This window comes from Desulfatitalea tepidiphila (assembly GCF_001293685.1).
GTDB lineage: Bacteria > Desulfobacterota > Desulfobacteria > Desulfobacterales > Desulfosarcinaceae > Desulfatitalea > Desulfatitalea tepidiphila.
This window is the reverse complement of record NZ_BCAG01000004.1, coordinates 25,032-38,138: the sequence shown is the minus strand read 5'-3', so window position 1 is coordinate 38,138 and position 13,107 is coordinate 25,032. Positions and strand designations below refer to the sequence as shown.

Annotated in this window: 10 protein-coding genes; 6 read left to right on the top strand and 4 right to left on the bottom strand. The window is 59.0% G+C overall.

Annotated features, from left to right (window positions below; translation table 11 throughout):
* The first annotated feature begins 11 nt into the window (after positions 1 to 11).
* Positions 12 to 638, top strand: coding sequence for a class I SAM-dependent methyltransferase (locus DFT_RS17340; RefSeq protein ID WP_054032536.1), 627 nt, complete (start codon positions 12 to 14; stop codon positions 636 to 638).
* A gap of 89 nt (positions 639 to 727) precedes the next feature.
* Here DFT_RS17340 and DFT_RS17335 read toward each other — a convergent pair whose 3' ends face one another.
* Positions 728 to 1,450 (bottom strand): class I SAM-dependent methyltransferase, encoded by a 723-nt coding sequence (locus DFT_RS17335; protein WP_054032535.1) that lies wholly within the window; start codon positions 1,448 to 1,450, stop codon positions 728 to 730.
* Entirely contained in the window at positions 1,407 to 2,711 is a 1,305-nt protein-coding gene (locus DFT_RS17330; protein WP_235506267.1) for a glycosyltransferase family 4 protein, read from the bottom strand. The genes DFT_RS17335 and DFT_RS17330 overlap by 44 nt, the downstream gene beginning before the upstream one ends.
* Before the next feature lie 522 nt (positions 2,712 to 3,233).
* Here DFT_RS17330 and DFT_RS17325 point away from each other — a divergent pair.
* The 5 genes from DFT_RS17325 to DFT_RS17305 all read left to right on the top strand — a co-directional run bounded on the left by DFT_RS17325 (position 3,234) and on the right by DFT_RS17305 (position 10,768).
* On the top strand, positions 3,234 to 4,139 hold the full coding sequence (locus tag DFT_RS17325; protein ID WP_054032534.1) for a hydroxymethylglutaryl-CoA lyase: 906 nt from the start codon (positions 3,234 to 3,236) through the stop codon (positions 4,137 to 4,139).
* Positions 4,140 to 4,315: 176 nt separating this feature from the next.
* Entirely contained in the window at positions 4,316 to 5,911 is a 1,596-nt protein-coding gene (locus DFT_RS17320; RefSeq protein WP_054032624.1) for an HD domain-containing phosphohydrolase, read from the top strand.
* A 470-nt stretch (positions 5,912 to 6,381) separates the two neighbouring features.
* Positions 6,382 to 7,287 (top strand): hypothetical protein, encoded by a 906-nt coding sequence (locus DFT_RS17315; RefSeq protein ID WP_054032533.1) that lies wholly within the window; start codon positions 6,382 to 6,384, stop codon positions 7,285 to 7,287.
* Positions 7,284 to 9,254, top strand: coding sequence for a transglycosylase domain-containing protein (locus DFT_RS17310; protein ID WP_152972064.1), 1,971 nt, complete (start codon positions 7,284 to 7,286; stop codon positions 9,252 to 9,254). The genes DFT_RS17315 and DFT_RS17310 overlap by 4 nt, the downstream gene beginning before the upstream one ends.
* Positions 9,255 to 9,331: 77 nt before the next feature.
* Positions 9,332 to 10,768 (top strand): SPOR domain-containing protein, encoded by a 1,437-nt coding sequence (locus tag DFT_RS17305; RefSeq protein ID WP_083453604.1) that lies wholly within the window; start codon positions 9,332 to 9,334, stop codon positions 10,766 to 10,768.
* A 9-nt stretch (positions 10,769 to 10,777) separates the two neighbouring features.
* On the opposite strand, the gene DFT_RS17300 is transcribed toward DFT_RS17305, so the two are convergent.
* Both DFT_RS17300 and DFT_RS17295 read right to left on the bottom strand, forming a co-directional pair.
* Positions 10,778 to 11,968: a tetratricopeptide repeat protein gene (locus DFT_RS17300; RefSeq protein ID WP_054032531.1), complete on the bottom strand. Its 1,191-nt coding sequence runs from the start codon at positions 11,966 to 11,968 to the stop codon at positions 10,778 to 10,780.
* Between the two features lie 87 nt (positions 11,969 to 12,055).
* Positions 12,056 to 12,988 (bottom strand): universal stress protein, encoded by a 933-nt coding sequence (locus DFT_RS17295; RefSeq protein WP_054032530.1) that lies wholly within the window; start codon positions 12,986 to 12,988, stop codon positions 12,056 to 12,058.
* Between the last annotated feature and the right edge of the window lie 119 nt (positions 12,989 to 13,107).

Here is a 13,107-nt window from a genome sequence, read left to right as displayed (position 1 = left end):
TGAGCCCTACCATGAATCGATGCCTTGAGCAGGTGGTTGAGCAGGCCGGGCAGGTCAGAGGTTTTCTCGCCCCGGACGAGGGTGAACGGTTGTATCGTATGGCGTCGGAGGCTTGCCGCCTGGGGCCTTGCCTGGAAATCGGCAGCTATTGCGGTAAATCGGCGCTCTATCTCGGACGGGCTTGCAAGGAGAATGGCCAGGTGCTTTTTTCCATCGACCACCACCGGGGCTCCGAAGAGCAGCAACCCGGCGAGGAATATTTCGACATCGCCTTGTTCGATGCACGCTATTACCGGATCGACACCTTTCCCCATTTCCTGCGAACGCTCGAACTGGCCGACCTGGAAGGCAGTGTCATTCCTATCGTCGCAACATCGACCCTCGTTGCCCGATCCTGGGCAACACCCCTGGCACTGGTGTTTATAGACGGCGGTCACGCCCTCGAGACGGTTCAAGGCGATTATGACGGGTGGGCCAGGCATGTCATGCCCGGAGGCTATCTGCTCTTTCACGACATATTCCCCGATCCCGCCCAGGGCGGCCAGGCACCTTACATCGTCTACCAAGCGGCCATCGCATCGGGACGGTTCGTTGAGCTTCCCATGACAGGTACGCTGGGCGTGCTGCAAAGAAAATAAACCTCCAGCCAATGATTCCTGCACAAGACCGGCGCCGCGAGAACAGGCCGGCAGCGGTTAAATTTTTATCGACCGATCGAGGAAAATCTTTATGGGTGGAGGGCCCTTTTGCGGAAATAGAGCACCACGCTTTTACCAACCAATGGATTCAGCCAACGTTCCAGTGTTCTGGTCAGTCGGGGGTGTTGCATGATGTCCCATGTGAGCAGACGGTGGTAGAGCTGCACGGGCAGGCTTTGGGTATTTTCCAGACCCAGAAGGCATTTGAGCCACCAGTAGGGACTATGGAGACCGTGGGCGAAATGGGTGCGCCAGTGGCTGGCGCCGAGCGATTCTATTTTCTCGACGAGTTGAGGGGCGCGATAGATACGTACATGCCCGCCGGGCATGTGGCGGTAGGGGCGGGACAACCACCAGCAGATGCTTTCGGGCCAGCGTCTCGGTACGCTGACCACCAGTGGATGTCCGGGTTTCAGGACTCGCATGATTTCACTCATTGCGCGGTGATCGTCCGGTATATGTTCAAGGACCTCCGAGCAGATGACCAGATCGAATGTTTCATTCCCAAAGGGCAGATGGGTGATATCGGCGGCACTCAACAGCCAATGGCCGTTTCCATGCTGGCCCAGGTAGTCGTGAAATTTTAGCCTTTCCCGGGCCGCCTGCAGATCTTTGGCATTGGCGTCGGCCCCCACCACTATGGCGCGGTCGAGCGCATAGGCGGCTGCTACGTGGCGGCCTGATCCGCAGCCGATGTCGAGGATCCGGCTACTGGCCGGTATGTTGAGGCATTGAAAATCGACGGTAATCATGGATGGTCCGACGGTAGGCGGCGACGGTTTTCTCGGCGGCCGCCCGCCATGTGAAATGGGCCATCACCCGCTCGTAACCGGCGCGGCCCAAAGTTGTCGCAAGATCGGGGTGCTCGCAGACCTGTGCGATGGCCCTGGCCAGTGCATGGTGATCTCCCGGTGGCACCAGCAGACCGGCATCGCCCACCACTTCGGGCAGGGCACCCCCGGTGGTGCTGATCACCGGCACACCGCAGGCCATGGCTTCGCCGGCCGGCAGGCCGAACCCTTCGTAAAGGGAGGGGACCACAGCGGCCCAGGCCCGGGCGTATTGGCGGACGAACTCATCCTGATCGATGCGGCCGGTGAAATGGACGCGTTGCCTCAAATTCAGGTCGGCAATGAGCTTGTAAATGGGGCTCTTTTTCTTGGGCATGCCCACGACGACCAGTTTGAGCCGCGGCAGGGTCGACACCAGCTCGGCCATTGCCCGCAGCAGCACATGCAGCCCTTTCAAGGCGATATCTGAGCTGTTGGTCACGATCAACCGGCACCGTTCGCGTTCGATGCCGGGCAGCGGATAGAATCGATCCGTATCGATACCGTTGGGCACAACGCTGAAGCGTTCGCTGGGAATGCGGAATTCACGGCAAATGTCATCCCGGGCATGCGATGAAACGGTTATGATGCGCTTTAAGGTCGGCGCCACCCGTTTTTGCATGCCGATGAAACTGTACCAGCGGACATGTTTGGCTTTTTTCCACAGTGCGGTTTCGGCCCGAATGGCCAGATCGCGGTCCACGGTGATGGGGTGGTGAATCGTGGCGACAGTGGGAATGTGACGCGCAAGGGCCCACACACCGTAGGAAAGGCTCTGGTTGTCGTGCAGGATATCGTATCCATTATGGGTTTTGAGCCGGCGATAAGCGCGCAGGCCAAAGGAGAGGGGTTCGGTAAAACCCATGGTCGAGATGCCGACCCATTCGAGCATGTTGATTGGATTGCACAGTTCGCGGATCGTAGGCGTTCGGAACAGCGCCTCGGGATTGTACAGGTCCAGGCTGGGCAGGCGGTGCAGCCGGGCGCCGTTGTCCAGTTGGGGGTAGGGCTGGCCGGACATCACATCCACCCGGTGCCCCAGCTGGCACAGAGCGTGGCTCAAATGGCGCACATAGACGCCCTGCCCCCCGCAATGGGGATTGCCACGGTAACTTAACAGGCAGATACGCAGTGGGCGGTCTTCATCGGGAGTAGCGGTTCGTTGCAAAGTCAGGTCAGACAAACGCATCACCTGCAAAAGATGGATCGGATCTTTTTTCAGTCATGATACCCATATTAAACGGACTCAAATAGCCGCTGCCTGGATCAGCGTCAAGCATTTTGTTTTGCGGGCGGCGATGCTGTGACTTGACAAGGCATCGATAAATGTTGTGGATGTAGGGAAACGAATCATACCGTCACCATTTTTAGCTGAATGTGATTCACCTTGAAGGGCATGCATTGCAGAAGGAGTTTAATAGTAAAATTCGCATGGAACCGGAGATGGCAGGCGTGGGTGGAGCAGGTGGCCAGGGCCACGTGCGCCTGCGGTCCTAGTGCCGCTCGAATGCAAACGGCGGACAAGCGGCCCAGACTGTTTGAGCGCAGCGAGTTTCTGGGCCGCCCGCCGTGCATTCTTAGCGGCACTTGACCGCTTGGCGTGTGGCATCGGCCACCTGCTCCACCCACGCCGGGTATAATGGATAGCATCCAGTTGGAGTCGCTGTGATACCGCCGATGGATTCGAAGGGGAGGGACCATCAGGATGAACTTGCCGAATCGGGTAACGATCACCGAGGTCGGGCCGCGCGACGGCCTTCAAATGGAGACCCGGATACTTTCCATCGAGCAGCGCCTCGATTTGATTGCCGGTCTGGTCGAGGCGGGGCTTCCGGCCATACAGGTGGCCTCCTTTGTCCATCCCGGGCGAGTGCCCCAAATGGCCGATGCCGAAGCACTCATCCAACGCCTGCCGTCGACGGACGAGGTGCAGTTCAGTGCCTTGACGCTCAATCTGAAAGGGGTTGAACGAGCCTGCCGCACATCCATCGCATGGATCGAAGCCTCCTTCTCGGTGAGCGACACCCATTGTATGGAAAACAGCGGCATGACGGTCGAACAGGCCTGCCAAGAGACCATTCGCATGATCGCGGTCGGCCAGCTGGCCGGCCGCAAGATTCGCGGCAGCCTTCAATGTGTTTTTGGGTGCAGCGATCCAATGGATACCCCGCTCGAACAGGTGGTGCATGCCGCGCAGGTGGTCGTCGACCAGGGCGTGGATCGCCTGGTCCTGGCCGATACCGCCGGTCTGGCGACGCCGCCGTCTGTCCGGCGAATGCTGACGGCCGTGCTGCCGGTGGCCGGTGCGGTTCCGGTGGCCCTGCACCTCCATGACACCCGTGGCCTGGGACTGGTCAATGTCATTGCGGCCATGGAAATGGGGATCGCGCATTTCGATACCGCACTGGGCGGTTTGGGGGGGTGTCCGTTCATGAAAGGTGCCGCCGGCAACATCGCCACCGAGGACACGCTTTATCTCATGGATGCTCTGGGTATCTCAGCCGGTGCCCGGATCGAGCCCATCGCACGGTGGAGCCGTCGGCTGAGTCGGCTTTTCGGTCACGATCTGCCGGGCAAGGTGTATCGATTGGGCTCGGATGACCCTTCCTGATTTTTATCTTTCGTTCATTCATTTCCCATTTAAAAATCAAGTTCCCCTGAAACGGGTCGATACACAGGTTTGGACAACGAACGTACCGCAGATGCATGCCATCGATGCCGATTGGCTTGCGATTGGGTACAATGTTCAACGATATCAGAATCTTTATTCTGGCACTGGGACACGGCATGCATAGCGATCAGAAAGAAACCATCCTGTTTGTCGACGACGAAGAGAGCATCATCGACATCGCCAACACCTATTTTTCCGCCAAAGGGTATGAGGTGCTCACGGCCAACAATGGTCGGGAGGCGGTCGGCCTGCTCGCTGAGAAACACGTGGACTGCTGTTTCACCGACATCAACATGCCGGAAATGGATGGCCTGGCCCTCGCGGAGCACATCCATAAACACGACAACACCATCCCGGTCATCGTCATGACCGGTTATCCTTCGTTGGACAACACCATTCAAACGTTGAAAAACGGCGTGGTGGATTTTCTGGTCAAGCCGGTGAATCTGCATCAGATGGAGTTGTGCGTGCAACGCGTCCTGCGGGAACGCCAGCTGTTCATCGAAAACGTGATGCTGCAGAAGGAAGTGGCCGGAAAGGCCAAAATCGAAAAACTCAACGCCGAACTGGTCTATAAAGTCGACGAACTCAATATCTTGAACCGCATCTTGACCGACTTTTCCAACCTGCGTGAAAGCACCGATGTGTTCAAGCAGTTGGTGGAGATGGCGGTCGACATCGTTCAGGCCGATGCCGCCTGCTTTTATCTGCTCAACGAACCAACGAGCAAACCGATGCCCATAGCAGCCGCGGCCTCTCCCTGGGCGAAGAAAGCCACCGCCGGAATGGCGGCATCACAGATGAGCGGTTTTGGCCATCTGCTCTCACCGAGCGACCCCAAGATATACCACTTGATTCAGGAGGTGCTTCACGACGACCAGCCCTTTATCATCGCCACCAATGGCGGCAATCGGCGTTTGCCCCGGCAGGTGCTCTCTTTCATGCTGGTGCCGTTAAAGATCCGTTCCAAACCACTGGGCGTGCTCATGGCCAGCATTTACCAGGGCGACCACCGGTTCAATGAAAAAGATCTCTATTACCTCGATTTCATGTCCAAGAAGGCCTCCACCGGCATCGAAAACCTGGCGCTTTACGAAAACATTTACAACAACCTGCTGTCGACCCTCTATGCCTTCGTAAAGGCCATCGAGGCGCGTGACCCGTATACCAAGCAGCACTCCAATCGGGTCACCCTGGTGGCCATTTCCCTGGCCAAGGCCATAGGATGCTCGGATGAGGAGCAGGAGATCCTCAATGTGGCTGGGTTGCTGCATGACATCGGCAAAATCGGCATCCGAGACGACATCCTGCTCAAACCGGGCCGACTGGACGAGGAGGAGTATCGCATCATCCAGCAGCATCCGGTGATCGGATACGAAATTATGGGACACCTCGGACTGTGGACCCGGGAAAAGCAGATCGTCCGCTGCCACCACGAGCGGTTTGACGGAAAAGGCTATCCGGATCGGCTGGCCGGCGATCAAATACCGCTGCTGGGGCGTATCCTCAGCGTGGCCGACGTCTACGATGCCATCGCATCGGACCGCGCCTATCGCGGCCGCATGCCCGAGTCAAAAATTCTCGAGATCATGTACGGCGGAGCGGGGACCCAGTTTGACCCGGATATCATCGATGTCTTCCGGGGACTTTATGAGTCCGGTGAATTGGGGCGTGCCATCGGTGGAGAACAAGAGGCATCGTCGAACGTGTAGCGTCGGCCACCTGTTCCATCCGGGCGTGTGTGGGACAGGTGGCCGAGACCACACGCCAAGCGGTCAAGTGCCGGGAAAATGAACGGCGGGCGGCCCAGAAACTCGCTGCGCTCAAACAGTCTGGGCCGCTTGTCCGCCCTTTGCATTCAACCGCCACTATTGACCGCTGGCTCACGTGGCCCTGGCCACCTGCCCCACCCACGCCTGCCGTCTCCATTGCCATGCGATTATTTTTATCAAAAAACTTTTGGAAGGCGCACCCTTCAAGGTGAATCACATTCAGTCAGAATTGCCGCATCGGCCAACTTCATTTTGACCTCCCTTTCGATTTGGACTATACCGGTACGCATCGAACCGGGCCTGCATTCGAATCCGGCGTCCGGCCCAACCGCATGAGGCCGGCGGTCGACGACCGCTTGTGTTGACATGCAAAACAACGTCAGTTTTCAAACGGGTTAGTGTCGTTCCATATGGTCCCCTGGTATGCCCCCCCCGACATGCACACCTGGCGCACGCGCTTGATCGCGCCGCGAACCATCGTGCTGTTGTTCGCATTGGCGCTGGTCGTCATCACGGAATTTAGATTCGATTGGATCGAGCGGCTGGTGGGTGACTATCTTTTGACCACCAACGCCTATCGCCCCCGTTCCGGCGCCATCTGGGAAAAGGGGCGCGAAGCCGATTCGGCGCGCCAGGCGCTGGCCCAGCACGCCGATCAGCGTGCGCATATGCAGCGCGAGATGCGCCGGGCGGTGTCGCTGGGACAGGTCGTCGCCGGCATCGTCGATGACAAAGGCGCCATGATTTCGGCCGAGCATTTTGTCGAGCTCTATCTGAAGTTGCCGCCGGTGCTGGCCAACGAAATTGCATCGCCCTATACCTTGTTGAGCCAGTTGAGCAGTGGCCGTTGGCAGCGAACCTTTTTCGAGCGGCAGGATCAGCAGCTGCAGGTTTACCTGCTCGATGCCGGCAACCAGGTCACCTATCGGTTGCGCCTCAGCCCGGACCTGCTCGCCCACATCGAACGCGGCGAGGTGGCAATCCGCACCGGGTTGGATCAATTGTCCGATTTCACGGATCATATCTATTCAGCCGATCGCTTTTTTTCGGCGCTGGACGATCTGCCGGAAACGACCCGCCGGCGCATCGTGGCCCATCCCCAGGACCTGTTGCGGGCCCAAGGCCGCATCGAACGCGTGGGTATCTCCAATCGGATGCTGGGCGACGCCGTGGATCTGGGATTCGAGGTGATCGGTTTCGATGGCCCTCGGGTGATTTTGATGCAGGGGGTAAGCGATGACGTCCGCCGGATGCAGCGCACCTTAGAGGAAGGCGGCACGCCCGGCTGGCCGTGGAGTGGGGGGAACCGGCCATGACCCCCGTGGTGCGTTTGATCCGTTGGCTCACCGGAGGATTCTCCTTGCTGCTCGCCGGAAGCGGCGTGGCGGCGATGGCCGGGGTGTTGCTGTTGTTCTGGGCCATCAGCGACTTGCCCAGCGTGCCGGAACCGTTGCGGCGCATCATCGACACACCCCCTACCGAGATCTACGCCGCCAACGGCGAACGTGTGCTTCAGATCGGCGGCCATGATTACGTGCCTCTCGATCAGGTTTCGACGGTTTTCCTGCAAGCCATCCTGGCTACCGAGGACCATCGGTTCTGGGAACACCACGGCATCAACAAATTCAGGACCATCAAGGCCCTTTGGCGTACCTTTGTGAGCGATCAGGTCCAGGGGGCCTCCACGATCACCCAACAGCTCGCCAAGAATCTGTTTTTCAGCTTCGAGCAGACCTATCGCCGCAAATTCAGGGAGCTTCTGGTAGCCCTGCAAATCGAGTCCCAATTCAGCAAACGCGAGATCCTCGAAGCCTATGTCAACCAGATCTATTTCGGACCCCGCGCCCAGGGCGTGTCGGCCGCGGCCCGGCTCTTTTTCGGCAAAACGGCCGGCCAACTCACTATAGCGGAGGCGGCCCTGTTGGCCGGATTGCCCAAATCGCCCACCCGTTACAACCCCTTGCGCCACCCGGAGCGCGCCAAGGCCCGGCAACAGGTGGTCCTCGGACGAATGGTGGCCGCCGGATTCATCACGGCGGAGCAATCTGCCGACGCCGCTGCGCAGGAATTGGCATTTGCCGGTCAGGGGCCATCCGGTCCGGTCGGCGGCTATTTCGTGGATTGGGTGTTGAAACAGCTCGAGGAGCGTTACGGTCCCCAAATCGTCTATCATGGCGGTTTGAAGATCACCACGACCATGGATCCGCAATTGCAACAGGCGGCTCAGGATACCCTGACCCAGGGCCTGGCCGACCTGAGCCGGGAACTTGCGCCGCCCGCGGGCAATTCCGATGAACTTCCCCAGGGGGCCCTGGTGGCCATTCAGGTCAACTCGGGGGCCATCAAGGCCATGGTCGGCGGACGCAATTACGGTGAAAGCGAGTACAACCGGGCTGTGCAGAACAACCGTCAGCCCGGTTCGGTTTTCAAGCCGTTTCTCTACTATACGGCTTTTGAAAAGCTGGGCGTAACGCCGGCCACTGTTATCGAGGATCGACCGATTCGCATTCCTGTGGCCGGTGCGCCCGATTGGCGGCCGCAGAATTTCAAACGCGCCTACCAGGGGCCGGTGATTCTCAAGAAGTCGTTTACCGAGTCCATCAACAGTATCGCCGCCCAGCTGGTGGCCCGCGTCGGCCCCGAAGCGGTGATCGACACGGCGCGGCGATGCGGGATACAGAGTCCGCTGTCTCCGGTTTATTCGGTGGCCCTCGGCACATCGGGGGTGAGCCCGCTGGAGATGGCCTCGAGTTTCACGACATTTGCGGCCGAGGGCATCTATTACGAACCTTTTTGCATCTGGCGGGTGGAAGATGCCTACGGCCAGCTGCTGGAAGAGCATATTGTCAGCGGCACGCAGGTGCTCGACAGCCGTCTGGTCTACCAAGTGGTGGATATGATGAAAGGGGTCGTGGATCAAGGCACCGGCCAGGTTGTCCGGCGCATGGGGTTCAACAAGCCGGCGGCCGGAAAAACAGGGACCACAAATGGATATCATGACGCCTGGTTTACCGGTTTCACACCGGCCCTATGTGCCTCGGTATGGGTCGGTTACGATCGTGACGAGGGCCTTCGGGACCATAATGGTATCGGCATCACCGGCAACCGGGGCGCGGCGCCCATATGGGCCCGTTTTATGATCAAAGCTACCGAGGGCGAGCCGCCGCGTCCCTTTCTGCAGCCGGCCGGCATTCGACTCCAGGTGGTCGACGCGACGACCGGGCTGCCCACCCGTGGCGGCGGCGAATCGGATGTCTGGGTGGCCTTGCGGGAAGGCTTTTAACACCAGCGCGGTTAGGATTTGGCCAAGGCGGCGGCTCTGCTGGCCGACGCCATGATCGGAAATCGTGACGCGATAACATGAGTGCCGTCTTCAGACATATCGGTGTACGCTTGTGGATGACCGCCCTGTTCGGCGTGGCGATCTGCACCGTGCTGTTGCCCTACTGGCAGCGGCTGGCCGCCATGACTTGGATCGCCTTGCCCGTGATGTTGGTGCTGGCCGTTCTGTTCGTGGGGATCGGCTGGGTGCTGAACCGGGTGGGGCATTTCCTGATCCGGCGCCAGGTGGCCGAAGCGGCCGTCTGGGAGCGCGCCGGGATGTTGCGGGAGGCCGAGGCGGTATTCGAGCGGACCATGTCGGTCTATGACAGCTTCTGGTTTTCACCCCTGCAGCGTCAGCGCAGCGGAGAGTTTCTGGCCATGCGGCTGGCCCGTTTCTATCTGGCCCAGCCTGCATTGGGGGATGTCGGGCGGGCGGTGGTCGCGTCCTATCTGCGGATGCGGCCGACCGACGAGGCGGTCGCCCAGGGATGGCTTGAGGAGGCCTGCCGCCGGCAACATACCACTTCCGAAGACCATGAGGTCGCCGCACTCATCGGCGGCGCCTGGGACCGCCATGAAAAGATTCAGAAACTGCTGACCAATTTTTATCTCTCCCAGCAGCGCACCGATTTCGAGGCCATGCAGACCTATCGCCGGGTGTGGCAGATGTTCCAGGAGCATCACCGGGAGTGGGTGCATGGGTTGTGTGATCTTCTCTTGCGTATCGGCCATATCAACGATTGGACCCTCAAGGTCTATCTCCGGGGGCACGCGTCGGGACACGAGCGCTGCATCGAGGGGTTGGCCGCGGCCCGCTGCCACCTTAAACCCAACGCGGGCAACCGATCGGACCTCTCCGCCGCCGGGCAGGCCCTGTCCCATCTGAGCGACGAACAGATCGAAGCCTTGGCAGGCCGATTCAGACCCCGGGAACCCGCTGCGGCTCCGCCGACGCCGCCACGCGCGAGGCCCCACCTGACGGCAATCCTGCGTCAATCCAGCGATCGCGCCATGGTCATGGCACGGCTATGCCGGGGATGGTTGCGCCCCCTTGCAGACCGGGCATGGGCATGGGCACGTTCCCTTCCGGTTCGGCTGCGCTGGGCGGCGGTTGTGACGCTGATCGCATCGGTCGGTGCGTGGATGATCGTCGACAATTGGCCGTCCGAACCCGATGCGCCCGAGTTGCCGCCACCCATCGCGCCCATGGCCGAGCAGCCTCCGGCGGCGACCGACCCGTTCACCATCCAGGTGGCGGCCTATTTGAAACGTGATGATGCCCAGCGTTACGTGGATCGTCTCAAGGAGGCCGGGGTGGACGCCTTCTGGACCCAGGCCAAGAGCACCCAACGAACCTGGTATCAAGTGAAGGCCTCTCATTTCACCACCCTGGATGAGGCGCGGTTGTACGGCGAATCCCTCAAAGCCAGGGGACTGATCGACGACTTCTATGTGGCCAACCACGGGCCGTAAGGCACTACCCTATATGGATTTGGAAAATCCCATGAACTGATCGTAATCGGGATGCATGGTGTTGCCGTCGGCATCCTTTCCATTGAAGGAAAAGAGGATGTGGGAGGGATCGATGGTGGCCGTTCCGTCGCTGTTCTGGCGGATATCGAAACGAACGGTGGCCGTCATGGTTCTCTCATCGTAATAGATGCCGGTGGGAATGGGACTGAGGCGCGCCTCGGTATCCGGAATCGACAGGCCCATGTTGTAGCGCATGCCGGGACCGCTCTCCTGGGATCGGGATATGTTCCAATTGGTCACATTTTCCACGGATGCCCGATCCATCTCCTTGTTGAACTGAAAGCGGACGCTGAACGTCTGGCTGGCATTGGCATTGGCCATGTAGCTGTTGAGTGCCGACACCTTGGTTTTGGGCGGGAGGAAATAGGGAAATTTGCTGTCGGCGTAGGCGAGCATGATTTTGGGCTGGGTGGCCTTGCCGATATAAGCCCTGAGCAGTACGGACAGATCGCTGCCTTCGGATTCCAAAAACTCCTTGATTTTATTTGCGTTGTCCATATCACCGGCATCGGCGTAAGCATAGCCCATGCCGGCATAGGCATCGTAGAAGTCGTTGTCTTTGCGAATCGCCTGTTGGAAATTTTCGATGGCTTTGTCGTATTGTTTCTGTGCGCTGTAGACCTGTCCCAGGCCGTAATAGCCGTTTCGGCTGTATGATTCGTTTTTGGCGACTTTTTCGAACTGGTTGACGGCGTCATCGTAGCGTCCTGCCTTCAGATAGGCCTGGCCGAGCGAGAAACGGTTGTTGGGGTCGTCATAAAAGCGCACCGCCGACTCATAGGCCTCGATGGCCTCGCCGGTGCGACCCTCGCCGATGTAGAGGTTGCCTATGGCCACATAGAGGATATCGCTGTCCGAATGGACCCGCAGCCCCTGCTTGTAGGCGTCGATGGCCTCTTCGGTCTGCCCCAGGCGTTGATGGGTCATGGCCAGGTATTTGACCGTATCGATGGCATACTCCGAATAGGGATCCAGACCGAACGCGCGTTTGAAATCCACGACCGCGCCCTCGTAATCCTTGTTCACATACTTATCGATACCGCTGTTCAGGGCCTGATTGGACAGGGTCGTCATCTGGCTGCTTTGATTGGCCATGATACTGAACAGGTAATCGGCACCCACGCTGAATAAATCGCTCATGCACCGCTCTCAGTCTGGAGATATAGCTTCATTTCTGGTGTCGGCTCTTTTGGATCAAACTTGAGCTTTTTTTTAGATTGGCCAGACTCAAGGGACCAGCCACACGGCCATACGGGTGGCTTTCTGAATGATGCTGCGCGATACGCTGCCGCTGAATTTGCTGTTCTTGAAGCCGCGGCGACCCACGACGATGGTGCCGAACCCCCCTTTGCGGGCCGCATCGAGAATCGCACCGGCCACCGAAATGCGGCTTTCGATGGTTTGGATGTCGATCTGGTCGGTCTCCAGACCGTTCTTTTTAAAAACGCCCAAGGCTTGGGAATAGAATTGATCGATGCAGTGCCGGTCACTGTCGAGCATGATCTCTTCGGCCGCCGCCATGGTTTGATTGTCGAAATCGATGGTGCAGATGTCGCGCAGCCGCGGCTTGACGTGGATGATATGAATCTTGGCATCCTTTTGGCCACTGACCATGAAGGCGTAATGGTCCAGGGCACGCAAGGCGTTCTGGGAACCGTCCACCGCCAGGACAATCCGGTTGTCGGGCACTTCGCCGTCCACCATCCACACCGGAGTGATCTGGGAGTGCTCGAGCAGATTGGCCGTGACACTGCCCGTGACCAGTTCCTGCAGATAGGTGACCCCCCGCCGCCCCAGGGCGATGGCATCGTAGGCCTTCGAGCGGCATTCATCCAGGAGGTCTTCGGCCAGACCCGTAGTTCGAATGCGGGAGCACAATTCGATTCTCTCGGCATCCACACCCTGCTGCACCATCTGGCGCCTCACCTTTTCCAGGATGTCGAGTGATGCTTCACGGTTGGCCTTTATCAAAGCCTGCAGCGCCCTGTTCGCCTTTGCTTTTCGCTCGGCCTCCTCGATCAGGTACTGGGACAGGGAGGGTTGCACGTGCACGAGTTCAAAATTCAACCCGGGCAGGACCTTGGCCATATTGGCCGCATAGCGCACTGCGCAGCCGCAATGCACCGATCCGTCGACGGCGATGGCGATCTTTTTTTGCATGTCTATCCTCCAGTTTGGCGTGATCGATGATGGTGAGGCAGTCGGGGAGCTGATGGTAACGCGATTGATATTCAATAAAAAATACTAAACACCATTGCGGCTTTTGGCAACGGCATTCG